The organism is Bradyrhizobium sp. SUTN9-2 (assembly GCF_003122645.1).
In the GTDB taxonomy this organism is placed as follows: Bacteria; Pseudomonadota; Alphaproteobacteria; order Rhizobiales; family Xanthobacteraceae; genus Bradyrhizobium; species Bradyrhizobium yuanmingense.
In genome coordinates this window covers 6,240,796-6,263,274 of record NZ_LAXE01000001.1, presented here as the reverse complement: position 1 = coordinate 6,263,274, position 22,479 = coordinate 6,240,796, and the positions used below count along the sequence as shown (strand labels likewise).

Annotated in this window: 22 protein-coding genes; 15 read left to right on the top strand and 7 right to left on the bottom strand. The window is 65.4% G+C overall.

Annotated elements, in window-relative coordinates:
• Nucleotides 1-57: 57 nt before the first annotated feature.
• Genes XF30_RS28975 through fixL form a run of 3 tightly spaced genes read right to left on the bottom strand, consistent with a single transcriptional unit; the run spans nt 58 to nt 2,656 of the window.
• Nucleotides 58-474: a response regulator transcription factor gene (locus tag XF30_RS28975; protein WP_109144567.1), complete on the bottom strand. Its 417-nt coding sequence runs from the start codon at nt 472-474 to the stop codon at nt 58-60.
• Nucleotides 475-517: 43 nt separating this feature from the next.
• Nucleotides 518-1,135, bottom strand: coding sequence for a response regulator FixJ (gene fixJ / locus XF30_RS28970; RefSeq protein WP_109144566.1), 618 nt, complete (start codon nt 1,133-1,135; stop codon nt 518-520).
• A 3-nt stretch (nt 1,136-1,138) separates the two neighbouring features.
• Entirely contained in the window at nt 1,139-2,656 is a 1,518-nt protein-coding gene (gene fixL / locus XF30_RS28965; protein WP_057026796.1) for a sensor protein FixL, read from the bottom strand.
• Nucleotides 2,657-2,874: 218 nt separating this feature from the next.
• Here fixL and XF30_RS28960 point away from each other — a divergent pair, with 218 nt between their 5' ends.
• The 10 genes from XF30_RS28960 (at nt 2,875) to ccoS (ending at nt 12,408) form a co-directional block, all read left to right on the top strand.
• Nucleotides 2,875-3,708 carry a universal stress protein gene (locus tag XF30_RS28960; protein WP_109144565.1) on the top strand — a complete coding sequence of 278 codons (834 nt, stop codon included), beginning with the start codon at nt 2,875-2,877 and terminating at the stop codon, nt 3,706-3,708.
• A 39-nt stretch (nt 3,709-3,747) separates the two neighbouring features.
• Nucleotides 3,748-4,173, top strand: a complete 426-nt coding sequence (locus tag XF30_RS28955; protein ID WP_109144564.1) for a CBS domain-containing protein — start codon at nt 3,748-3,750, stop codon at nt 4,171-4,173.
• 321 nt (nt 4,174-4,494) lie between these two features.
• Nucleotides 4,495-6,144 carry a cytochrome-c oxidase, cbb3-type subunit I gene (ccoN, locus tag XF30_RS28950; RefSeq protein ID WP_036004408.1) on the top strand — a complete coding sequence of 550 codons (1,650 nt, stop codon included), beginning with the start codon at nt 4,495-4,497 and terminating at the stop codon, nt 6,142-6,144.
• Nucleotides 6,145-6,156: 12 nt separating this feature from the next.
• The gene (ccoO, locus tag XF30_RS28945) at nt 6,157-6,891 is read left to right on the top strand and encodes a cytochrome-c oxidase, cbb3-type subunit II (protein WP_109144563.1); all 735 of its coding nucleotides are present in this window, start codon (nt 6,157-6,159) and stop codon (nt 6,889-6,891) included.
• Nucleotides 6,892-6,904: 13 nt separating this feature from the next.
• Nucleotides 6,905-7,069 (top strand): cbb3-type cytochrome oxidase subunit 3, encoded by a 165-nt coding sequence (locus XF30_RS28940; protein ID WP_025034779.1) that lies wholly within the window; start codon nt 6,905-6,907, stop codon nt 7,067-7,069.
• A 6-nt stretch (nt 7,070-7,075) separates the two neighbouring features.
• Nucleotides 7,076-7,951 (top strand): cytochrome-c oxidase, cbb3-type subunit III, encoded by an 876-nt coding sequence (gene ccoP / locus XF30_RS28935; protein WP_109144562.1) that lies wholly within the window; start codon nt 7,076-7,078, stop codon nt 7,949-7,951.
• A 121-nt stretch (nt 7,952-8,072) separates the two neighbouring features.
• The gene (ccoG, locus tag XF30_RS28930) at nt 8,073-9,539 is read left to right on the top strand and encodes a cytochrome c oxidase accessory protein CcoG (protein ID WP_036037795.1); all 1,467 of its coding nucleotides are present in this window, start codon (nt 8,073-8,075) and stop codon (nt 9,537-9,539) included.
• A gap of 15 nt (nt 9,540-9,554) precedes the next feature.
• Nucleotides 9,555-10,040 (top strand): FixH family protein, encoded by a 486-nt coding sequence (locus XF30_RS28925; RefSeq protein WP_036004419.1) that lies wholly within the window; start codon nt 9,555-9,557, stop codon nt 10,038-10,040.
• A gap of 11 nt (nt 10,041-10,051) precedes the next feature.
• Nucleotides 10,052-12,241, top strand: a complete 2,190-nt coding sequence (locus XF30_RS28920; RefSeq protein WP_109144561.1) for a cation-translocating P-type ATPase — start codon at nt 10,052-10,054, stop codon at nt 12,239-12,241.
• Nucleotides 12,241-12,408: a cbb3-type cytochrome oxidase assembly protein CcoS gene (gene ccoS, locus XF30_RS28915; protein WP_008550618.1), complete on the top strand. Its 168-nt coding sequence runs from the start codon at nt 12,241-12,243 to the stop codon at nt 12,406-12,408. Before XF30_RS28920 ends, ccoS begins: the two co-directional genes overlap by 1 nt.
• On the opposite strand, the gene XF30_RS28910 is transcribed toward ccoS, so the two are convergent.
• Both XF30_RS28910 and XF30_RS28905 read right to left on the bottom strand, forming a co-directional pair.
• A complete protein-coding gene (locus XF30_RS28910; protein ID WP_109144560.1) occupies nt 12,405-13,607 on the bottom strand; it encodes an MFS transporter in 1,203 nt (400 codons plus the stop codon). The genes ccoS and XF30_RS28910 overlap by 4 nt on opposite strands.
• A gap of 90 nt (nt 13,608-13,697) precedes the next feature.
• The gene (locus XF30_RS28905; protein ID WP_109144559.1) at nt 13,698-14,177 is read right to left on the bottom strand and encodes a cupin domain-containing protein; all 480 of its coding nucleotides are present in this window, start codon (nt 14,175-14,177) and stop codon (nt 13,698-13,700) included.
• 274 nt (nt 14,178-14,451) lie between these two features.
• Here XF30_RS28905 and XF30_RS28900 point away from each other — a divergent pair, with 274 nt between their 5' ends.
• Nucleotides 14,452-15,168 (top strand): peroxiredoxin-like family protein, encoded by a 717-nt coding sequence (locus XF30_RS28900; protein ID WP_109144558.1) that lies wholly within the window; start codon nt 14,452-14,454, stop codon nt 15,166-15,168.
• A gap of 186 nt (nt 15,169-15,354) precedes the next feature.
• Here the strand turns inward: XF30_RS28900 and XF30_RS28895 are convergent, their stop codons facing one another.
• Nucleotides 15,355-16,242, bottom strand: coding sequence for a LysR family transcriptional regulator (locus XF30_RS28895; RefSeq protein ID WP_109144557.1), 888 nt, complete (start codon nt 16,240-16,242; stop codon nt 15,355-15,357).
• Between the two features lie 180 nt (nt 16,243-16,422).
• Between XF30_RS28895 and XF30_RS28890 the strand changes: the two genes are divergently transcribed.
• The 3 genes from XF30_RS28890 to XF30_RS28880 all read left to right on the top strand — a co-directional run bounded on the left by XF30_RS28890 (nt 16,423) and on the right by XF30_RS28880 (nt 19,489).
• Nucleotides 16,423-17,247: a 3-hydroxybutyrate dehydrogenase gene (locus tag XF30_RS28890; RefSeq protein WP_074447564.1), complete on the top strand. Its 825-nt coding sequence runs from the start codon at nt 16,423-16,425 to the stop codon at nt 17,245-17,247.
• 58 nt (nt 17,248-17,305) lie between these two features.
• Nucleotides 17,306-18,451: a DUF3734 domain-containing protein gene (locus XF30_RS28885; protein WP_109144556.1), complete on the top strand. Its 1,146-nt coding sequence runs from the start codon at nt 17,306-17,308 to the stop codon at nt 18,449-18,451.
• A 90-nt stretch (nt 18,452-18,541) separates the two neighbouring features.
• Nucleotides 18,542-19,489, top strand: coding sequence for an oxygenase MpaB family protein (locus XF30_RS28880; RefSeq protein WP_192893281.1), 948 nt, complete (start codon nt 18,542-18,544; stop codon nt 19,487-19,489).
• 142 nt (nt 19,490-19,631) lie between these two features.
• Here XF30_RS28880 and glgA read toward each other — a convergent pair whose 3' ends face one another.
• Nucleotides 19,632-21,047, bottom strand: a complete 1,416-nt coding sequence (gene glgA, locus XF30_RS28875) for a glycogen synthase GlgA (protein ID WP_109145885.1) — start codon at nt 21,045-21,047, stop codon at nt 19,632-19,634.
• 191 nt (nt 21,048-21,238) lie between these two features.
• Between glgA and XF30_RS28870 the strand changes: the two genes are divergently transcribed.
• A complete protein-coding gene (locus XF30_RS28870; RefSeq protein ID WP_109144554.1) occupies nt 21,239-22,435 on the top strand; it encodes a CaiB/BaiF CoA transferase family protein in 1,197 nt (398 codons plus the stop codon).
• Nucleotides 22,436-22,479: the final 44 nt, after the last annotated feature.

The following is a 22,479-nucleotide window of genomic DNA, read 5'->3' as shown; positions in this document are numbered from 1 at the left end:
CAATCCGGAAATTTCGCGCGTTATCTTAGGGATGTTTACCTACGTAGAGTCCCTAGGTCACGCTCCGGGGCGGTCCTGGATGGCGTGGCGGATGCACTTGACCAGGTTTTCGTCGAGAAGCGGCTTCAAAACCACGTCCTTGATACCCGCCATCGCGGCCCGGGCCGAGATGTTCTCGTCGGGATAGCCGGTGATCAGGATCACGGGCGCGTCGCGGTGGGATTTGCGAAGCCGGCCGGTCAAATCGATGCCGTTGATGTCGGGCATCTTGTAGTCGATGACGTAGCAGTCCGGCGCGGGCGCGGCGCCGAGATTGAGCAGCGCCGTGCCACTCCTGAAGGTCCGCACGGCGAAGCCGTCGGTCTCCAGCAGGAACCGCAGGGATCCGAGAACTGCGGCATCATCGTCGACCACAAAGACGGTGGGTTGTGGGGAGGACGACGGCCGCGCACGATGTGGGCTGACCTCAACCATGCTGTCTGGCTAGCACTGCGCCGTGAAGTCGCCTTGACCTGCCTCAATCGTTGAGCATGCCGGCGCGCATCGCGAGGCGAACCAGTTCCGAAAGGCTGCTCGCCTGCATCTTGGTCATGACGTTGGCCCGGTAGACTTCGATGGTCCGTGGGCTGATGTCGTATTCGCGGGCGATCAGCTTGTTGGAGAGGCCCGCGACCAGCCCCTCCATGACCTGGCGCTCCCGCGGACTCAAGGACGCGACGCGGGCGGCGATGTCGTGCGTGACGGCCTCGTTCTTGGCGGCGGGCTCGGCCTGGCGGAGCGCCGACTCGATCATGGCGGTGAGTCGGTCGTCATCGAATGGTTTCTCCAGGAAGTCGACCGCCCCGAGCTTCATCGCCTCGACCGCCAGCGGCACGTCGCCATGACCGGTCATGATCACGATCGGGAACGGGCTTTGCTGCGCCTTCATCCGCTTCAAGAGCTCGATGCCGTCGAGGCCGGGCATGCGCACGTCGGAGACGACGCAGCCGAAACCGAGGCCGGGCAGGGCTTCGAGAAAGGCGAGCGCGTCGTCGAACAAAGTGACGGCGAAGCCGGCGGAATCCAGCAGGAAGTTCAGCGAGTCCCGCATCGCCGCGTCGTCGTCGATGACGTAAACATTTCCCTTGGTCGTCATGGATCAGCTCTCGTCGGTTGCCGGCAGGGTGAAGCGGAACGTCGCTCCGCCCGCTGCGTTGCTCTCGGCCCACATGCGGCCGCCATGGGCCTCGATGATCGAGCGGCTGATGGAGAGTCCCACGCCCATGCCGGTGTCCTTGGTGGTGAAGAAGGTCTGGAACAGGTTTGGAATGATGTCTTCCCGGAAGCCGATGCCGGTGTCGGAGACCTCCACCTCGATCATGCCGTCGGCGACACGGGTGTTGGCGACAACGAGCTCGCGCCGCTGCGACTGCGCCATCGCCTCGAGCGCGTTGCGGAACAGGTTGACCAGCACCTGCTGAATCTGCACCCGGTCGGCGAGAACGAGGTCGGCGTCGGGATCGAGGCTGAAGCGGAGCTGCACGTTCTGCTCGCGCGCGCCGGCGAGCCCGAGCGCGCCGGCTTCCTCGATCAGCTTGGACAGGCTCTCGACCCGCTTCTCGGATTCGCCGCGGGAGACGAAGTCGCGCAGGCGGCGGATGATCTGGCCGGCGCGCAACGCCTGTTCCGCCGCGCGGTCCAGCGCGCTTTCGACCTTCGGCATGTTGGGATCGGTGCTGCCGGCGAGGAGGCGCCGCGATCCCTTCATGTAATTGCTGATCGCCGCCAGCGGCTGGTTGAGCTCGTGGGCGAGCGCGGAAGCCATCTCGCCCATCGCTGTCAGCCGCGACACGTGCACGAGCTCGGATTGCAGCTCCTGGAGCCGCGCCTGGGTCTGCTGGTGCTCGGTGAGATCGCGCACGAAGCCGGTGAAATGGGGCTCGCCCGCGCGTTGCGTCTTCCCGACGGACAGGTGCATCGGGAAGGTCGTGCCGTCGCGGCGTTTGCCCGTCACGATCCGGCCGATGCCGATGATGTGCGGATCATTGGTCCTGAGATAGCGCGTGAGATAGCTGTCGTGACGCGACTGATCGGGCTCCGGCATGAGAATGCTCACGTTCCGGCCGATGGCTTCCTGCCTGCTGTAGCCGAACAGCCGCTCCGCCGCGCTGCTGAAGAGCTGCATGATGCCGCGTGAATCGATGACGATCATGGCATCGGGCACCGTTTCGAGAATCGAGCGAAGATGATTCTCCTGGGACCGCAGGGCCTCTTCGAGCTGCTTCTCCTCGTTGATGTCGAGGAATATCCCGCTGAGATGACGCGGCATGCCCGCATCGTCCCGGATCACGCCGGCCCTGGCCCGGATCCATTGGCCGTTTCCGGACGCGCCGCTGACCTTGAAGGACAAGTCGAGGCCCCCGCCACCTTCCGATGTGCGCCCGATCGCCTTCAGGAGGTGGTCCCGATCGCCCGGCTCCAACAGGGAAAGAAAGAGATCGTAGCTGACGGCCTGGTCCGGCTGCAGGCCGAACAGCCGTCTGGCCGTGTCCGACCAGTCGAGCTCGCGAGTCTGCAGGTCGAGGTCCCAGGTGCCGACCCCGAATCCCTCGATGCGGACTCGGAAATGCTCGCCCCGACCATCGTCTGCCGGATGGTTCCCGCGGGTCGGCGCCAAGGTTCTGCTCCTATTCTCGGCGGACCGGCAGGATGCCGTTACCGCTTCAGCAATGTCGCCCAAGGCTCGGCCGGAGGCAAGCGCGGACGTTGAATCCACTGCCGGACTCCCCATTCCGGGAGAGTGGGCAGCCAGAGACCTCGATTTGATCTAGCTCAGCCTGTTGCGCGGCAGCAGGTCTAGGATTCAAAAAATTCTGTAATGCTGGAGATTTCCCGATGACATACGCCACCGTCATGGTCAGCCTGGCGCTCGATCAACTCAACGAAGCGCGTCTTCAGGTCGCAGGCGAGCTCGCCGAACGATTCGAGGCGGCCATCGTCGGGGTCGCTGCGGCGCAGTTCGTCCCGCCGCTCTATTTCACCGACGGCGCAGAGGCGCAAGCGCTGATCGACGAGGGCGAAGCTTCGATCAAGCGGCGGCTGGCCGGGCTCGAAGCGCAATTCCGCGCGGCCGTGAAAAATCGCGGTGGACACGCGGAGTGGCGAAGCGCGATGGATTATCCGGCCCGCTTCGTCACGGCGCAGGCGCGTTGCGCCGACATCGTCGTCAGCGGTGGGCAGAGCCCGGCCTTCTCCGATGCTTTCTCGCTGGCGAGTCCCAAGGACCTGGTGATGCAGACCGGCCGCCCGCTGCTCGTCGTTCCCGACCGGGCCAACTGGCTCGACCTGCGCAGCGTGCTGGTGGCGTGGAAGGACGCGCCGGAGGCGCGGCGGGCGGTGGCGGGCGCGCTGCCGATGCTGCACAAGGCGAAGGACGTCACCATCGTGGAAATCCCGGAGCGGGGCGACGACCGTTCGGCCGTGATGGCCGGTGTCAGCGACGTTGCCGCCTGGCTCGGCCGCCACGGCATCACCGCGACTGCGCGGGTCCTCGAGGCCGCAGGAAACGAAACCCCTGCTGCGCGGTTGGAGAAAGTCGCCGGCGACACCGGCGCGGGCCTGATCGTCGCGGGCGCCTATGGTCATTCGAGATTTCGCGAACTGATCCTCGGCGGCGTCACCCAATATCTGGTGACGCAAACCGCCCGCAGCGTGCTGCTGTCGCACTGACCAGCGGCCGGCCAGTTGAGGAATAGAGGAGGACGCGCCGTGTACCAATTTCTTGAACAGACCGTCGACGGCTACATGACGCGCAACGTCAAGACGGTGCAGCGCGACCTCGACTTGTTCCAGCTCAGCGAGATGTTCGAGACCGACGATTTCAATTCCTATCCGGTCGAAGACGACGGGCAGGTGGTCGGCATCGTGACCAAGTTCGACATCCTGAAGTGCTTCGCCTTTACGCCGAGCCAGATGTTGCCGCGCTACGACGACCTGATGAGCCGCAAGATCGGCGACGTCATGACGCCCGAGTTCATCTATGTCAGCCCCGACACGCGGCTGACGCGCGTGCTCCAGATCATGGTCGAGCACCGCATCAGGAGCATCATCGTGCTCGACGGCACACAGAAGCTGGCCGGCATCATCGCGCGCGAGGACGTCATCGCGGCGCTCAAGGCGACGGCGCGGGAGTGAGGTCTGGATCCTTCTGTTCCAACCTCCGCGATTTCACGGAGGTTATCTATCTTTCTTCCCTTCTCCCCTTGCGGGAGAAGGTGACGCGAAGCGCCGGATGAGGGGTCCGCTTCAACGGAAAAACTTTTCGTGCGGAACCAACCCCTCACCCAAGTGAGTTTGCCGCACCTTTCTCGCTGCCCTCTCCCACAAGGGGAGAGGGCATTTCAACTGGCACTGCATCGGCTCACATTAACAGAAATCCATCTATCTTGATTTCAATCAATTCGCCGCGAGGGTGGATGTGGTTTCTGGCAGCGTGTTCTTTCAGAGAGAATCCGCATGAGCCAGCCCTCCATCTCAAAATCCATGACCATCGGTGAAAGCGGCTTGGCTGTCGTATTCGCAGTCACCGCTTTCCTCTGCGTGATCGCCTCGGCCAAGGCGCTCGATGCGCCCTTCGCGTTCCACGCTGCGCTCAGCGCGGCGGCGAGCCTCGCTGCGGTGTTCTTCATCGTCAACCGCTATTTCGAGAGGCCGGCGGCGCTGCCGGCCCAGGAGATCAACGGCCGCCCGAACTACAGCATGGGGCCGATCAAGTTCTCGGCCTTCATGGCGATGTTCTGGGGCATTGCCGGATTCCTCGTCGGCCTCATCATCGCCTCGCAGCTGGCCTGGCCCGCGCTGAACTTCGATCTGCCCTGGATCAGCTTCGGCCGCCTGCGTCCGCTGCACACCTCCGCCGTGATCTTCGCGTTCGGCGGCAACGTCTTGATCGCAACCTCGTTCTATGTCGTGCAGAAGTCCTGCCGCGCGCGCCTTGCCGGTGACCTCGCGCCGTGGTTCGTCGTGCTCGGCTACAACTTCTTCATCCTGATCGCCGGCACCGGCTATCTGCTCGGCGTCACCCAGTCAAAGGAATATGCCGAGCCGGAATGGTACGCCGATCTGTGGCTGACCATCGTCTGGGTCGTCTATCTGCTCGTCTTCCTTGCCACCATCTTCAAGCGCAAGGAGCCGCACATCTTCGTTGCGAACTGGTTCTATCTCGCCTTCATCGTGACGATCGCGGTGCTGCATCTCGGCAACAACCCGGCGCTGCCCGTTTCGGTGTTCGGTTCGAAGTCCTACGTCGCCTGGGGCGGCATCCAGGACGCCATGTTCCAGTGGTGGTACGGCCACAACGCGGTCGGCTTCTTCCTGACCGCCGGCTTCCTCGCCATCATGTACTACTTCATCCCGAAGCGTGCCGAGCGGCCGATCTATTCCTACCGGCTCTCTATCATCCACTTCTGGGCGCTGATCTTTCTCTACATCTGGGCAGGTCCCCACCATCTGCACTACACGGCGCTGCCGGACTGGACGCAGACGCTCGGCATGACCTTCTCGATCATGCTGTGGATGCCCTCCTGGGGCGGCATGATCAACGGCCTGATGACGCTGTCGGGTGCCTGGGACAAGCTGCGCACCGATCCCGTGCTGCGCATGCTCGTGGTCTCCGTCGCCTTCTACGGCATGTCGACCTTCGAAGGCCCGATGATGTCGATCAAGGTGGTCAACTCGCTCAGCCACTACACCGACTGGACCATCGGCCACGTGCATTCCGGCGCGCTCGGCTGGGTCGGCTTCGTCTCCTTCGGCGCGCTGTACTGCCTGGTGCCGTGGGCCTGGAATCGCAAGGGCCTCTACAGCCTCAAGCTCGTCAACTGGCACTTCTGGGTCGCCACCCTTGGCATCGTCCTCTACATCTCGGCGATGTGGGTCTCCGGCATCCTGCAAGGCCTGATGTGGCGCGCCTACACCTCGCTCGGCTTCCTCGAATATTCCTTCATCGAGACCGTCGAGGCGATGCATCCCTTCTACATCATCCGCGCCGCAGGCGGCGGCCTGTTCCTGATCGGCTCGCTGATCATGGCCTACAATCTCTGGATGACGGTTCGCGTCGGCGAGCAGGAAGTCCAGATGCCCGTCGCTCTTCAGCCGGCGGAATGAGGAGCTCAAGCAATGTCGTTCTGGACACGCCACCAAATCTTCGAAAAGAACTCGATCATCCTGGTCGTCGGTATCCTCCTCGTGGTTGCGATCGGCGGTCTCGTCGAGATCACTCCGCTGTTCTACCTCAAGAGCACGATCGAGAAGGTCGATGGGGTCAGGCCCTACACGCCGCTCGAGCTCGCGGGACGCAACGTCTACGTCCGCGAGGGCTGCTATCTCTGCCACTCGCAGATGGTCCGGCCCTTGCGCGACGAGGTCGAGCGCTACGGCCACTTCTCGCTCGCCGCGGAGAGCATGTATGACCACCCGTTCCAGTGGGGCTCCAAGCGCACCGGTCCGGATCTCGCGCGCGTCGGCGCCAAGTATTCCGACGAGTGGCACGTCACCCATCTGGCCAACCCGCGCGCGATCGTGCCGCAGTCCGTGATGCCCGGCTATCCGTTCCTCAGCAAGGCCGAGATCGACCCCGATGCGATCGCCGGCGACATGCGCGCCCTCAGGACCGTCGGCGTCCCCTATAGCGACGAGCAGCTCGCCAATGCCGCCGCCGACCTGAAGGCCCAGGCCGATCCGGACAATGCCGGCACCGACGCCTTCACCAAGCGCTACGCCAAGGCCGTCGTACGCAATTTCGACGGCAAGACCGGCACGCCGACCGAGATGGACGCGCTGGTCGCGTACCTGCAGATGCTCGGCACGCTGGTCGACTTCAAGATCTACAACGAGAAAGCCAATCTTCGCTGAGAAGGCATGAACGATGAAAGCCATCCTGACCGTCCATAATCTTGCGTCCGATCTCGTGACGACGATCTGGACACCGGTGTTCGTCGCGATCTTTCTCGCGATCATCGCCTACGCATTTTGGCCCCGTAACAAGGCTGCGTTCGACAAGGCAGCGCACCTGCCCTTGCGGGAGGAGTGAGAAAACATGACCGATCATTCTAGCGACATCGATTCCGTCTCCGGCAAGTCCACGACCGGACACGAGTGGGACGGCATCAAGGAGCTCAACACGCCGCTGCCGCGGTGGTGGGTGATCACCTTCTATCTCACCATCGTCTGGTCGATCGGCTACTGGATCGTCTATCCGGCCTGGCCGCTGATCCAAAGCAACACCACCGGCCTGTTCGGCTATTCCTCGCGCGCCGACGTCGCGGTCGAGCTCGCTAACCTCGAGAAGATCCGGGGTGACAAGATGGCGGCGCTGGGCTCGGCCTCGCTCGCCGACATCCAGAAGGATCCGGCTCTGCTGGCGCTTGCGCGCGCCAAGGGCAAGACGGTGTTCGGCGACAATTGCGCGCCGTGCCACGGCACGGGTGCGACGGGGTCCAAGGGCTATCCCAACCTGAACGATGACGAATGGCTGTGGGGCGGCTCGCTCGACCAGATCATGCAGACCATCCAGTTCGGCGTGCGGTCGGGCCATGCCAAGACCCATGAGGGGCAGATGCTCGCCTTCGGCAAGGATGGCGTGCTGAAGGGCGACGAGATCGTCACCGCCGCCAATTACGTGCGGTCGCTGTCGGGCCTGTCGACCCGCAACGGCTATGACGCCGCCAAGGGCCAGAAGATGTTCGCGGAGAATTGCGTCTCCTGCCACGGCGACGCCGGCAAGGGCAACCAGGAGATGGGCGCACCTGATCTGACCGACAAGATCTGGCTCTACGGCTCCGACGAGGCGAGCCTGATCGAGACCATCGGCCAGGGCCGCGCCGGCGTGATGCCGGCCTGGGAAGGCCGGCTCGATCCCGCCACCATCAAGGCGATGGCGGTCTACGTCCACTCGCTCGGCGGCGGCAAATAGGCCGATCCGCGACCGACGACTTCTGGCGGGGGCGAAGAAAAGCGCCCCCGTTTGCGTTGGATCAACCTGCGCGGCGGTGCCGGGTCTAGGTTTAATCGCACCTTTGAAGAAGCTCGAGGCGATGAACAAGACCGTCAATCCGAACGAACTGAAGCCCGCGGACGACGTCGGGCCGCTCTATGCGGCCCGCAAGAAGGTCTATCCCCAGAGCGTCTCCGGTACTTTCCGCCGGATCAAATGGGGCCTGATGGCATTCTGCCTCGGCGTCTACTACTTCCTGCCCTTCGTGCGCTGGAATCGCGGTCTCGGCGCGCCGAGCCAGGCGGTGCTGATCGATCTTCCCAACAGCCGCTTCTATTTCTTCTTCATCGAGCTGTGGCCGCAGGAGGTCTATTACTTCACGGGCCTGTTGATCGTCGCCGCGGTGGCGCTGTTCCTGATGAACTCCATCGGCGGGCGGATCTGGTGCGGCTATCTCTGTCCGCAGACGGTGTGGACCGACCTGTTCTACGCGGTCGAACGCCTGATCGAGGGCGACCGGCGCGAGCGGATGAAGAAGGACAAATCGTCCGATCCGATGAAGCTGGAGCGCATCTCCGAGATCGTGCTCAAGCATTCGATCTGGCTCATGATCGCCTGGTGGACCGGCGGCGCCTGGGTGCTCTATTTCAACGACGCGCCGACCCTGGTGAAGGAGCTCGTCACCTTCCAGGGGCCGATGCTCGCCTATATCTGGATCGGCATCCTCACCGCGACGACCTATCTGCTCGCCGGCTTCATGCGCGAGCAGGTCTGCACCTATATGTGTCCGTGGCCGCGCATTCAGGCCGCACTCACCGACGAATGGGCGCTCAACGTCACCTATCGCTATGACCGCGGCGAGAAGCGCACCTCGGTGAAAAAGGCCGCCGAGCTGCGCGCCCTCGGCCAGCAGGTCGGCGATTGCGTCGACTGCTACCAATGCGTCGCGGTCTGCCCGACCGGCATCGACATCCGCAACGGGCCGCAGATGGAATGCATCCAGTGCGGCCTCTGCATCGACGCATGCGACAACGTGATGACAAAGATCGGCCGGCCGAAGCGGCTGATCGGCTACGACAACGACATCAACATCCATCGCCGCCAGGAAGGCAAGGCGCCGATCTACCGGATCGTCCGGCCTCGCACCGTCGTCTATAGTGCCATTATCGCGGCCGTCGGCGGCTTCATGATCTATACGCTGGCGACCCGCAGCCTGCTCGACGTCAACGTGCTGCACGACCGCAACCCGGTCGCGGTCAAGCTGAGCGACGGCTCGATCCGCAACGCCTATACGGTGCGGCTGCTGAACAAGAGCGGCTACGACCGCGTCATCGCGATCGACGTCGAGGGGCCCGTGAACCCCACGATGCACGTCGTCGGCATCGATTCGGTCACGCCGGACCGTCCGATCATCGTGATCCCGCGCGATGCGACCAGCGAGCTGCGGCTGCTGGTCACCGCGCCGGCCGAAAACAATCCGGAGAAATCGATTCCGGTCCGCTTCCACGTCATGGACATCGGGCTCGGCGTCGCCGCGAGCGCCACCGACAATTTTGTCGCGCCGTAAGATCAGGAGACCACCATGTCATCCAAGCCGCTGACCGGAACCAAGGTCTTCCTGATGCTGGTCGCTTTCTTCGGCCTCGTTATCGGCGTCAACGCCACCATGATGAAGCTCGCCATCGCAACGCTGCCCGGCACCGACGTCGACAGCCCCTATGCCGCGGGCCTCGTCTACGATCGCGAGATCTCGGCGGCGCAGGACCAGGCCGCGCGGAAGTGGAAGGTCAACGCCCATGTCGAGCGCCGCAACGACGGCGGCGCCTCGGTCCAGGTCGAGGCCCGCGACGCCGGCGGCCAGCCGATCTCCGGGCTGAAGTTCGGCGGCCGGCTGGAGCGGCCGACCGACAAGCGCGCCGACCTCGCCGTCGAGCTCACCGAAGCCGGCATCGGCCTCTATCGCGGCAATGCGGCGTCCGTCGCGCCGGGCCAATGGGACCTGGTGATCGAGGGCGAGGCGCGGGGGACGCGCGTGTTCATGTCGCGTAACCGCGTGATCCTGAACTGAAGGATTCCGTCATGCAGGTCACGCGCGATTTCTCTCATTACGTCCGCGATGCGGGCGAGGGCCTCCGGCACATCGATCTCGCCGTCGAGGGCGTTCACTGCGCCGGCTGCATGGCCAAGATCGAGCGCGGGCTCTCGGCCATCCCCGACGTCACCCTTGCGCGCGTCAACCTCACCGACCGCCGCGTCGCGCTGGAATGGAAGGCGGGCACGCTCGACCCCGGCCGTTTCATCGATCGGCTCGAGGAGCTCGGCTACAAGGCCTATCCGTTCGAGACCGAGAGCGCGGAAGCGGCGGAGGTCGCCGAATCCCGCTTCCTGCTGCGCTGCCTTGGCGTTGCGGCCTTCGCCACCATGAACGTGATGATGCTGTCGATCCCGGTGTGGTCGGGCAACGTCTCGGACATGCTGCCGGAGCAGCGCGATTTCTTCCACTGGCTGTCGGCGCTGATCGCGCTGCCGGCGGCAGCCTATGCCGGCCAGCCGTTCTTCCGCTCGGCCTGGCGCGCTCTGTCGGCCAAGACCACCAACATGGACGTGCCGATTTCGATCGGCGTGATCCTGGCGCTCGGCATGTCCGTGGTCGAGACCATCCACCACGCCGAGCATGCCTATTTCGACGCCGCGATCATGCTGCTGACCTTCCTCCTGGTCGGCCGCTTCCTCGACCAGAACATGCGGCGGCGGACCCGCGCGGTCGCCGGCAATCTCGCCGCGCTGAAGGCTGAGACGGCCGCGAAGTTCATCGGGCCCGACGAGATCTCGCAGGTGCCGGTGGCGGCGATCAATCCGGGCGACATCGTGCTGCTCCGGCCCGGCGAGCGCTGCGCGGTCGACGGCACCGTGATCGAAGGGCGTTCCGAGATCGACCAGAGCCTGATCACCGGCGAGACGCTCTATGTCACGGCCGAGCAGGGCACGCCGGTCTATGCGGGATCGATGAACATCTCCGGCAGCTTGCGGGTGCGGGTCTCGGCCGCCTCCGAGGCGACGCTGCTCGCCGAGATCACGCGGCTGCTCGACAACGCGCTCCAGGCGCGCTCGCGCTACATGCGCCTTGCCGACCGGGCCTCGCGGCTCTATGCGCCGGTGGTGCATGCGACCGCGCTCCTGACCATTCTCGGATGGGTCCTCGCCGGTGCGAGCTGGCACGATGCGATCGTGACCGGCGTCGCCGTGCTGATCATCACCTGTCCCTGCGCCCTAGGGCTTGCGATCCCGACGGTGCAGACGGTGGCCTCGGGCGCGATGTTCAAGGCCGGTGTGCTGCTCAATGCGGGCGATGCGATCGAGCGGCTGGCTGAAGCCGACCATGTGATCTTCGACAAGACCGGCACGCTGACGCTGCCCGAGCTCGAAGTGATGAATGCCGCCGACATTCCCGCCGATGTCTTCGAACTCGCCGGCCGGCTCGCACTGTCGAGCCATCACCCGGTGGCTGCCGCCGTCGCGCAAGCTGCCGGTGCGAAGTCTCCGATCCTCAGTGCGGTGGAGGAGGCCGGGCAGGGTGTCCGTGCGACCGTCGACGGCCTCGAGCTTCGCCTCGGCCGTCCCTCCTTCTGCGGTGCCGAGGCGCTGGTCGGCAGCGCCTTGGTCGATCCCGAAGCTTCCATCGTCGCGTTCAGCAAGGGCAGCGAAAAATTCATCCTCTCGGTTCGCCAGGGCCTGCGACCCGATGCCAAGGCGGTGATCGCGGCTCTGAAGGCGCGCAACATCGGCATCGAGATCCTGTCCGGCGATCGCGAGCCGGCCGTGAAGGCCGCGGCCCAATCGCTCGACATCCCCGAGTGGCGCGCCAGCGTCACCCCGGCCGACAAGATCGCGCGGATCGAGGAGCTGAAACGGCGCGGTGCGAAAGTGCTGATGGTCGGCGACGGCATGAACGATGCGCCATCGCTCGCGGCGGCCCATGTCTCGATGTCGCCGATCTCGGCCGCGCATCTCAGCCAGGCCACCGCCGATCTCGTCTTCCTCGGCCGGCCGCTGGCGCCGGTGGTTGCCGCCATCGACGCCTCGCGCAAGGCGCTGCATTTGATGCGGCAGAACCTCTGGCTTGCGATCGGCTACAATGTGCTCGCGGTGCCGGTTGCGATCAGCGGCGTCGTGACGCCCCTGATCGCCGCTGCCGCCATGAGCGGATCGTCGATCCTGGTGATGCTGAACTCGCTGCGCGCCCGCAGCGCCTCGCGGGAGATCGTGTAATGGAGATACTGGTCATCCTGGTCCCGCTAGCATTGATGCTCGGAGGTGCCGGTCTCGTCGCTTTCCTGTGGTCGCTCAGGAGCGGCCAGTACGACGATCTCGACGGCGCCGCCTGGCGCGCGATCGCCGACGACGAGCCGCCGCAGGAAGCGCCGGCCAAGCGCTAGCGTTTCAGGGCGAATGTAAGCAGGGCTGCGGCAGCGAGCGCCGCGCCCACGCCGAATACGCACGCCTGCCATCCGAAAGCGTCGAACAGGCGCCCGAGCACGGCGGTGCCGACCAGTCCGCCGCAGAAGTAACACGTAAGATAGATCCCGCTGGCGATGCCGCGATTGTCGGCTGCGGCCTGTCCGACGAAACCCGTCGCGGCGGCCTGTGCGAAGAATGTGCCGACCCCGACCAGGACCATGCCGGCGAGCACTTCGCCCAGACGCGGCGACAGCATCAAGGGCAGGCCGAGCCCGGCAACAGCGAGCGCGCCCCAGATCGTGGGCCGCGTTCCCAGCCGCGCCGCCACCCTGCCGGCCAGAAGCGTCGTGACGATCGACGGCAGGAAGACGAAATAGACGAGGCCGAGATCCATCATGCCGAGCGACAGCGGCGGCCGCACCAGCACGAAATTGACGTAGGTGAAGGTGCCGATGAAGGCGAACAGGATGCAGAAGCCGATGCCGAAAGAGGCGCGCAGCTGCGGATTGCGCCAATGCGCGATGGTGGCGGCGAGCGGCGAAGCCGCCGGCGTCATCGCATGCATCGGCGGCACGCAGTTGACGGTGAAATAGACCAGCGCCGCGCCGGCAAGATTGAGCGCCGCGAAGAAGTAGAAGTTCCAAGCGAGGCCGAGGCCATCGGCCAATGCGGCCGAGATCAGCCGGCCGACGAGATTGCTGGCGACATTGCCGGTGATGTAGGCGGCAAAGGCGCCGCCGGCGTCCATGGCGCTGCATTGCTCGCCGAGATAGGCGAGGGTGAGCGCGAAGGCGGACGCCATGCACAGGCCCTGCGCGACCCGCAACGCGGCGAAGACGGCAAGATTGGGCGCGACAGCAAGCAGGCTGGTGGGGACCGCAAGCAGGGCCAGGCTGAGCAGGATGCCCGTTCGCCGGTCGATGCGCGGGCTGAAGAAGCCGACGACGAGGCTGGCTGCGGCCATGCCGAAGGTGCTGGCATTGACGGCAAAGCCCATTGCCGCGGGTGTGACGCCGTAGTGCCGTGTCAGCGAGGGCAGGATCGCCTGCGTCGCGAAGAGATCGACGACCGTCAGGAATGCGGTGAGGCCGATCACGAGCGAGCGAAACGCGAAGCCAGGGGAATGCGCATTCATCGTCGTCGCGATCGGTTTGATCGATGCGGAAAGATCGGTCATGGCATGATGATCCGGTGAGGGATGTGGCGCCCGGCATGGGGTCCCGGGCGCCGCATTCCGTAACGAACCGCTGGGGCTGAAGAGCGCTCGTTACATGTGCTTGTCGTTGGGATCCTTGCGGACGTCGCCGACATAGAGAATGACCGTCTCCTTGCCGAGGTTCTTCCACCAGTGCGACGTGCCGTGGACTTCGGGGCGGATGTCGCCGGCCTTGTGCACGATCGGGTCGACGCAGTTGGAGGCGTATTCGACGATCTCGCCCTGCTGCACGAAGATCAGGGCCGGACGGTCGTCATGGCTGTGCCAGGGCACGATGCCGCCGGGCTCGATGGTCAGCTTGCGGAAGCGCAGCTCGCGGCCCTCGATACGGGCGGGCTGCTTGCCGAGATCGATCGCGCCGAGCGTCACGTCGGTGACGCCGACCGGCTTGTAGTCGACCATCGGCTGCGCGTTCGGCTTGGTCTTGCCGGCCGGACATTCGCCGGCGAAAGCCGGCGTCGCGAATGTCAGCGCGCCGAGCACGGCAACGCCTGTCCAAACCACGCGCGACATTGTGAGATGCCTAGACATGGAAAATCTCCTCTGTTGGCCGCGAGCCCTGATGGCGGCGGTCTATGGCAGGAGCTTCGTCGAGACCCCCTCCATCTTGAAATGCCGGCTTGCTTTCGATGCGATAGCCCCGCGCTATGCCGATAGGCGGCGGCTATCGAACCGATTGGGTCTCGGCATTTCCGCTTTCGCAGCATCCGGCGTCCGATGCCAGCGCGCCGGATTGCGGTCGCCCCTTGCGGGCGGGCGAACCGGGAAACTAGTATCCGCCCTTAAGGTAAGCCGGAGCAGGAAGATGACGTCTCTCTCGCCAGCCGATGCCGAACAGCTCAGGCTCGCGTTCCAGCGCTGCCGTGACATGGACAGCACGCTGAACGAACAGCTCCGCGCCTATGCAGATGCCAGCCGCGAGGTCTTTCCGGCCTATGGCGAGGCGGTCGATCGCCTGGTCGCGCGATTGAGCGACAACGGCGGCGGCGAGACCGCGCCGCGGCCGGGCGACCCGATGCCGCCGTTCATGCTGCCCGACGAGGGTGGCCGTCTCGTGTCGCTGCCCTCGCTGCTGGAGGGCGGCCCCGTCGCGGTGATGTTCTTCCGCGGCCATTGGTGTCCCTATTGCCGGCTCAATGTCCGCGCCGTGGTCCAGGCGCTGGACCGCATCAAGGCGATGGGGGCGCAGGTCGTCGCGATCGTGCCGGAGACGCAGGAATATACCGGGCAGCTCAAGGCCGAATCCGGCGCGCCGTTTCCGATCCTGACGGATCTCGACAACGGCTATGCGCTGTCGCTCGACCTCGCGATCTGGCTCGGCCCCGAGATACAGCAATTGCTGTCCTATCAGGACATGGCGAAATTCCACGGCAATGACGGCTGGATGCTGCCGATCCCGGCCGTGTTCGTGGTCGGACGCGACGGCATCGTGAAAGCCCGCTTCGTCGATCCGGATTTCCGCAAGCGCATGGAGATCGACGATCTGATCGAAGCGCTGGAGCGCGCGAGCCAGGAGAATTGAGCTACGCTCTCTTCCTTCTCCCCTTGTGGGAGAAGGTGGCGCGAAGCGCCGGATGAGGGGGGGTACCTCCGCAATCACAAATGAGGATTGGAGTCGCGGAGAGATACCCTCACCCGTCTCGCCGCTATGCGGCGAGCCACCCTCTCCCACAGGGGGAGAGGGGAAGGGCGGTCGACACTGTAAAGACTACCCCGCGATCTCGCGCCAGTCGGCGCCGCGCAGCATCCGCATGACGGCGTTGCCCACGGCGGTGCGTTGCCGGCCGGCGACCCCATAGAGATTGACGGTGCGGCGGGCGTCCAGCCCCGTGACCGCGGCGCGGGTCAGCCGCTCCGGCACTGGCGAGGTGTGCGGCACCATGGCGATGCCCATCTCGGCCTCGACCAGCTCGATCAAGTCGCGCTCGTTCGAGACCTCATGGCCCTGTTCGATGTCGATGCCGTGCTCGCGCAGGCTCGCGGAGATGCGGCGCGCGTGCTCGCAGAAAGTTCGGCTCAGCAGCAGCTCCGATCGCAGATCGTCCAGTTCGACCGAGCTGCGGCCGGCCAGCCGGTGCCCATCGCCGACGACGAGCTCGAAGCTCTCGGTGAACAGCGGCCAGACATCCAGCCGGTCCCAGGCCTCGTCGATCTCGGCCGCAATGCCGAGCTCGGCTTCGCCCTTCTTCAGGAAGTCGCCGACCTCCCGGCCCGAGCCGCGCAGAAAGCGGAATTCGAGCCGGTTGAACTGCCGCTTGATCTCGTTGAGATGCGGAATCAGCAAAGCGAGGTCGATCGAATGCGTCAGCGCAATGCGGAGCGCACCGATCTCTCCGCTCTTGAACGAGGAGGCGAGCGAGCGCGCGCCGATGGCCGCGTCATAGCACTGCTTCAGGAGTGGATGCATGCGCTGGCCGAGCTCAGTCAATTGCGCGGCGGGGCGTTCGCGGCGGAACAGGTCGCCGCCCAGCTCGGCCTCGAGCTGCTTGATCGCGCGCGTCAGCGAGGGCTGCGTGACGTTGCATTCCTCGGCCGCGCGCGTGAAGTTCAAGAGCTGCGCCACCGCGAGGAAATAGCGGACCTGGTGCATTTCCATGGATCGGCTCCCAGCAAATATCGACCGGAAATCTAGCCGATCAGGGCGAAAAATGACATCCCGCCTGCGATAGCGCGGACGTATCGACTCGGAAGCCAACCGGCATTTCCGCAAATCCCGGAGATCCCGCACATTTCGCTCCAGCCTGGCGCGGTGTCGCGCCGAGAAGAGGTCTGGATCATGAATATTCCCATCAAGACGCAGACGTCCGCTTCATCACGCGTGCTTGCCGGCAAGGTGGCGCTTGTCACCGGGTCGACCAGCGGCATCGGTCTCGGTATCGCGCGGGCCCTCGCCGCCTCGGGCGCCGACATCGTGCTCAATGGCCTTGGTGTCGCCAGCGAGATCGGCCGGACGCGCGAGCAGATCGCCGCCGAGTTCGGCGTCAAGGCCAGCTATTCGCCGGCGGACATGACGAGGCCGAAATCGATCGCCGAGATGATCGCGGCGACGGTGGCCCAATCCGGCCGGCTGGACATCTTGGTCAACAACGCCGGCATCCAGCATGTCGCGCCGCTCGACCAGTTTCCGGTCGAGAAGTGGGACCAGATCCTCGCAATCAACCTGTCCTCGGCCTTCCACACCACGCGGCTCGCCTTGCCGGCAATGCGGCAGCACGGTTTCGGCCGGATCATCAACATTGCCTCCACGCACGGCCTGGTCGGTTCGCCGTTCAAGGCAGCCTATGTCACCGCCAAGCATGGCATCGTCGGCCTCACCAAGGTGACGGCGCTGGAGACGGCGGAGCAGGGCATCACCTGCAACGCAATCTGCCCTGGTTATGTCCATACGCCGCTGGTCGAGGCGCAGATCGACGGCCAGGCCAAGGCCCATGGCATCTCCCGCGATCAGGTGATCCGCGACGTGCTGCTGGCGCAACAGCCGAACAAGCGCTTTGTTGCGGTCGAGGAGCTCGGCGCACTCGCGGTGTTCCTGTCGACGGACGCGGCGGCCTCGATCACCGGCGTTGCGCTGCCGGTCGACGGCGGTTGGACCGCGCATTGACATGGGCCGGCGCAGCAAGTCGAATACTCGAACAGTGCAAGCTCACCAGGAGCGAGACATGGGCACGCAGGACAATTCTCAGCATAAGCAGCACGACCTGCCGGGTCAGGTCGTGCTCGTGCTTCAGGGCGGCGGCGCGCTCGGCTCGTACCAGGCCGGGGTCTACCAGGCCTTGCACGAAGCCGGCATCGAGCCGGACTGGATCATCGGCACCTCGATCGGCGCCATCAATGCGAGCCTCATCGCCGGCAACGCGCCCGAGCACCGGCTCGCGCGCTTGCGGGAGTTCTGGAAGCGGATGGAGCAGAAGCCGGTCTGGGACTGGCGAGCCGCGTTTCCCGGCTTCAACGAGAAGCTGGCCTATTGGTCGACCGTGACCCACGGCATTGCCGGTTTCTTCCGGCCCAATCCGCTGGCCCATGCCGGCGATTCCTATCCGCTGGGCGCCGATTACGCCGGCTATTATTCGACCGCGCCGCTGGAGAAGACGCTGAGCGAGCTCGTCGATTTTGATCTCGCCAACCGCTGCGCGCCGCGTCTGACGGTCGGTGCGGCTCATGTCGGCACCAGCGAAATGCGCTATTTCGACAGCCGCGACGGCGAGCTGACGGTGAAGCATGTGATGGCTTCGGGCGCGCTGCCGCCGGCTTTCCCCGCCGTGCGCATCGACGGCGAGCTCTATTGGGACGGCGGCATCCTGTCGAACACGCCGACCGAAGCCGTGTTCGACGACAATCCACGCAAGAACTCGCTGATCTTCTCCGTGCATCTGTGGAATCCGGTCGGGCCGGAGCCGACCACGATGGCGGAGGTGCTGAACCGGCACAAGGACGTGCAATATTCCAGCCGCATCGCCAGCCAGATCGTGCGACAGCAGCAGGCCCATCGTCTGCGCCACGTCATTAACCAGCTCGCGGCGCGGCTGCCCGAGAGCGAGCGCAACGATCCCGCGGTGAGGGAACTGACGAGCTACGGCTGCCCGACCCGCATGCATGTGGTGCGTCTGCTGGCGCCGCAGCTCGAGCACGAGACCCATACCAAGGATATCGACTTCAGTCCGTCCGGGATCACGCGGCGCTGGCACGCCGGCTATGCGCACACGAAATCGGTGCTGGCGCGCAAGCCCTGGGTCGGCGAATTCGATCCGCTCGCCGGCGTCGTGCTGCACGAGCATATGGACGAGATGCCGATGGCGGCGGAGTGAGGCTCTGTCCGTCATAGCCTCGCACGACGACGATTTTGCAGGCGCGCGGTCCGGAGTATGGTCGCCGTATCTTCGTCGCGAGGCTTGCAATTGGTCGCTGAGAAAGATCTGGAGGAGTCGCTCGAGACGCTGCGTGCCAACGCGGCGGGACCGGTCGCGGGCGTATTCGGTCCGGCCTCACTGACCTGGCAGATCGACCGGGAGGCCGTGCTCTTTCTCGGCGCCGGCCGTGCGCTGCTGCTGCAACTGGCCCATCCCTGGGTGGCGGCGGCGATCGCCGAGCATTCGCGCACCCTTGCCGATCCGATCGGCCGCTTCCATCGCACCTTCGACATCGTCTTTACGATGGTGTTCGGTTCGCTGGACCGGGCGCTGCTGTCGTCCCGGCAGCTGCATCGGCGTCACAGCATGATCGTCGGCGAGATGCCCGAGACCGTGGGGCCGTTCGCGGCCGGCTCGCGCTACTGCGCCAACGACATCCCCGCGCTGCGCTGGGTCCACGCCACGCTGGTCGAGACCGCGCTTATGGCACATGATCTGGTGCTGCCGCCACTCTCGGCGGAGGAGCGCGATCGCTATTGGAGCGAGGCCAGGCTGTACGGCGCCCTCTTCGGATTAAAGGGGGATGATTTGCCGGCGGACTGGTCCGGCTTCGTCGCCTACACCAAGGCAATGGCGCAGTCGGAGACGCTGACCGTTGGCCCTGCGGCGCGCGAGATCGCCGCGCAGATATTCAGCGGCGCGCGCCCGTGGCTGCGGCCGCCGCGCTGGTATTGCGCGCTCACCGCGAGCATGCTGCCCGAGCGCTTGCGCGCGGGCTTCGGCTTCGAGCTCGACGCGCGTGCGATCCGATCCGCCGATCACGCGCTGCGGTGGATCCGGCGCGTCTATCCGAAATTGCCTGGCCGGCTGCGCTATGTCGGTCCCTACCAGGAAGCGCAGGCGCGGCTGCGGGGCGAAGCGCGGCCCGACTGGATGACGCGGTGTCTTAATCGCGCCTGGATCGGCCGTCCGCAGATGGATGTGCGCGGGAAATAGGGACTCGAGGCAAGCTCGTTGCAGCTTGTCATTCCGGGGCGCGCGGAGCGCGAGCCCGGAATCCATTTCTCCCAGCATTTCCGGCGGAGCGATGGATTCCGGGTTCGCGCCAAACGGCGCGCCTCGGAATGACAGCGGTGCCTCACGCCGACGCCAGCTTGCGGTACAGCGCGCTGTAGCTGCCGGCCGAGATGCTCCAGGAGAACGAGCGCCCCATGGCGCTGCGGCGCATCGTGTCGAGCTGGTCGTGGGCCATGAAGGCCGAAAAGGCGCGCCGCACGCCGCCGAGGAACGACTCGCGCGACGGCCTCGAGAACAGGAAGCCGGTCTCGCCGTCGCTGATGGTCTCGGCGAGGCCGCCGGTCTGGTGGCCGATCGGCAGCGAGCCGAAGCGCTGGGCGTACATCTGGCTGAGCCCGCACGGCTCGAACCGCGACGGCATCAAGGTGAAGTCGCTGCCGGCAAAGATGCGCCGCGCCTGGGCGTCGTTGAAGCCGATCGCAACTCCGATGGCGTCGGGGCGGCGGCGGTGCGCGTCGATCAAGGCCTGCTCGAGCGCCGGCTCGCCGGAGCCGGTGACCACGATCTGCCCGCCGGCATCGACGATCTCGTCCGCCGCCGACAGCACGAGGTCGATCCCCTTCTGGTGCACGAGCCGCGCGACGATGCCGAACATCGGCCCGCGCGAGACCGCCAGCCCGAACTGCTTGCGGACGTAGTCCGCGTTGGCCTTCTTGCCGACCCAGTCGCCGGCGCCGAATTGCTGGGCGAGCTGGGCGCAGGAGCGCGGGTCCCAGCTCTCGTCGATGCCGTTGAGGATGCCGGTGAGCTCGGCGGCGTCCGAGCGCAGGCGGAGCAGGCCCTCGAGGCCACAGCCGAACTCGGCCGTGGTGATCTCCCGCGCATAGGTGCCGCTGACCGTGGTGAGGTGCGAGGCGTAGACGAGGCCCGCCTTGAGGAAGGAGACCTGATCGTAGAACTCGACGCCGTCGATGTGGAAGGAGCTCTCCGGTGCGCCGATCCGCCGCAACGAGTCCTTCGGGAAGAGGCCCTGATAGGCGAGGTTATGGATGGTCAGGATGGACGGCAGCTTGGCGCCCTGCCAGGCGAGATAGGCCGGCACCAGCGAGGCCTGCCAGTCGTTGGCATGGATCAGGTCTGCTGCCCAATTCTTGTCCAGCTTGCCCATGGCGAGCTCAGCCGCGGCCGAGGCCAAGCGCGCGAAGCGGATGTCGTTGTCGGGCCAATCGCGCCCGAGCTCGTCGCCATAGGGGTTGCCCGGTCGGTCGTAGAGCTGCGAGCACAACAGCACATAGACCGGCAGGCCGTCCTTGGTCGCGGCACGGCCGAGCGAGCAGGCCGGCATCTCCGCGAATGCGGGACAGCGGCCAACGACCTGAATATGCGTGAGTTGCTCGATGATGTCGCGATAGCCGGGCAGCATGATCCGGATATCGGCGAAGGAGCGAAGTGCGCGGGGGAGGGCGGCGGAAACGGCGCCCAATCCGCCGACGCGAACGAAGTCGTCCATCTCTGTGGTGACGAACAAGACCCTCAAGAACAACCGCCCTCTTTCGACCCCGCTTGCTGCTATGCAAGAACGGGTCCAGTTGTGCTGGAAATCCAAAGCCCGCCCACGCGGCACGTCTGTTCGGTAAACACTTTCCTACTCAGCCGCCGCCCTCTAGGGTCGCCGCATCAACAACAAAGATCTTCGATGGTTCCACGAGTTCAAGGGCGCAGGCAGGCATGCAGCTAGCAGATAAGCATGAGGGGACGACGACAAAGGCCTTCGCGGGCCTGCGGGTGCTGGATTTTTCGACCACCATCGCCGGGCCCCATTGCACGCGGATGCTCGCCGACATGGGTGCCGAGGTCATCAAGATCGAGACCGATGGCGGCGAGACGATGCGGACCCGGCCTCCCCTCCGCAACGGCTGCAGCACCGCGTTCGGCCAGCTCAATGTCGGCAAGAAGAGCGTGGTCCTCGACCTCAAGTCCGAGGACGGCAAGGAGGCGGTGCGCCGGCTGGCCGCGACGTCGGATATTCTGGTCGAGAACTTCCGTCCCGGCGTGATGCGCCGCCTTCGGCTTGACTACGACAGCCTGCGTCAGGTCAACCCGAGGCTGATCTACTGCTCGATCTCGGGCTATGGCCAGACCGGCCCTTCGGCCGAGCTGCCGGCCTACGCCCCGGTGATCCACGCGGCTTCGGGCTATGACATGGCCCATCTCGCCTACCAGCCGGGCCGCAACCGTCCCGACTATTGCGGTATCTACCACGCCGACGTCGTCACCGGGACCTATGGTTTTGGCGCGATCGCGTCGGCGCTCTATCAACGCAGCGTGACGGGCGCCGGCCAGCACATCGACGTCTCCATGCTGGAAACCATGCTGTCGCTGACGCTGACCGAGCTGCAGAGCTCGCAATTCGCGGTGCCGCCGCCGCCACGCCCGATGTTCGGACCGACCGAGACGGCAAGCGGCTACGTCATGATCACGATCGCCAGCGAGAAGACGTTCCAGGCTCTGATGGGGGTGATCGGCCGCCCGGACTGGGTCTCCGATCCGCGTTTCGCCACCTATGCCGCGCGCCGCGAGAACTGGGCCGAGCTGATGGACGGCGTCGAAATCTGGTCGCGGCAGCTTTCGACCGATGCGTGCTTGCGCGTGCTTGGCGCTGCCGGCGTGCCGGCCTCGGCCTATCGCAGCGTGTCCGAGGCCTTGGCCGATCCGCAGCTTGCGCACCGCCAGGCACTCTCCGAGGTGCGGGACGAGGGCGGCTCGTTCCAGGTGCTCAACCTGCCGTTTCGGATGTCGGGGGCTGACACGGCGCCGGCCAGGACCGTGTCCGTGCTCGGGGAGCACACCGACGCGTTGCGCCAGGAGATCGGCCTTGCGGACGGTACGGCAATTCCGCCAGGCAAAACGGCCGCGACATCCTGAGTCTCATCGCCGCCACATGCGGCGTTCGAACTCTCGTTCGTTCC

What these genes read in the sequence shown, in the direction of transcription:
- XF30_RS28975 (WP_109144567.1), bottom strand. Translation starts at nt 474, where the DNA reads ATGGTTGAGGTCAGCCCACATCGTGCGCGGCCGTCGTCCTCCCCACAA.
- fixJ (WP_109144566.1), bottom strand. Translation starts at nt 1,135, where the DNA reads ATGACGACCAAGGGAAATGTTTACGTCATCGACGACGACGCGGCGATG.
- XF30_RS28960 (WP_109144565.1), top strand. Translation starts at nt 2,875, where the DNA reads ATGACATACGCCACCGTCATGGTCAGCCTGGCGCTCGATCAACTCAAC.
- ccoN (WP_036004408.1), top strand. Translation starts at nt 4,495, where the DNA reads ATGAGCCAGCCCTCCATCTCAAAATCCATGACCATCGGTGAAAGCGGC.
- ccoO (WP_109144563.1), top strand. Translation starts at nt 6,157, where the DNA reads ATGTCGTTCTGGACACGCCACCAAATCTTCGAAAAGAACTCGATCATC.
- XF30_RS28940 (WP_025034779.1), top strand. Translation starts at nt 6,905, where the DNA reads ATGAAAGCCATCCTGACCGTCCATAATCTTGCGTCCGATCTCGTGACG.
- ccoP (WP_109144562.1), top strand. Translation starts at nt 7,076, where the DNA reads ATGACCGATCATTCTAGCGACATCGATTCCGTCTCCGGCAAGTCCACG.
- ccoG (WP_036037795.1), top strand. Translation starts at nt 8,073, where the DNA reads ATGAACAAGACCGTCAATCCGAACGAACTGAAGCCCGCGGACGACGTC.
- XF30_RS28925 (WP_036004419.1), top strand. Translation starts at nt 9,555, where the DNA reads ATGTCATCCAAGCCGCTGACCGGAACCAAGGTCTTCCTGATGCTGGTC.
- XF30_RS28920 (WP_109144561.1), top strand. Translation starts at nt 10,052, where the DNA reads ATGCAGGTCACGCGCGATTTCTCTCATTACGTCCGCGATGCGGGCGAG.
- ccoS (WP_008550618.1), top strand. Translation starts at nt 12,241, where the DNA reads ATGGAGATACTGGTCATCCTGGTCCCGCTAGCATTGATGCTCGGAGGT.
- XF30_RS28910 (WP_109144560.1), bottom strand. Translation starts at nt 13,607, where the DNA reads ATGACCGATCTTTCCGCATCGATCAAACCGATCGCGACGACGATGAAT.
- XF30_RS28905 (WP_109144559.1), bottom strand. Translation starts at nt 14,177, where the DNA reads ATGTCTAGGCATCTCACAATGTCGCGCGTGGTTTGGACAGGCGTTGCC.
- XF30_RS28900 (WP_109144558.1), top strand. Translation starts at nt 14,452, where the DNA reads ATGACGTCTCTCTCGCCAGCCGATGCCGAACAGCTCAGGCTCGCGTTC.
- XF30_RS28895 (WP_109144557.1), bottom strand. Translation starts at nt 16,242, where the DNA reads ATGGAAATGCACCAGGTCCGCTATTTCCTCGCGGTGGCGCAGCTCTTG.
- XF30_RS28890 (WP_074447564.1), top strand. Translation starts at nt 16,423, where the DNA reads ATGAATATTCCCATCAAGACGCAGACGTCCGCTTCATCACGCGTGCTT.
- XF30_RS28885 (WP_109144556.1), top strand. Translation starts at nt 17,306, where the DNA reads ATGGGCACGCAGGACAATTCTCAGCATAAGCAGCACGACCTGCCGGGT.
- XF30_RS28870 (WP_109144554.1), top strand. Translation starts at nt 21,239, where the DNA reads ATGCAGCTAGCAGATAAGCATGAGGGGACGACGACAAAGGCCTTCGCG.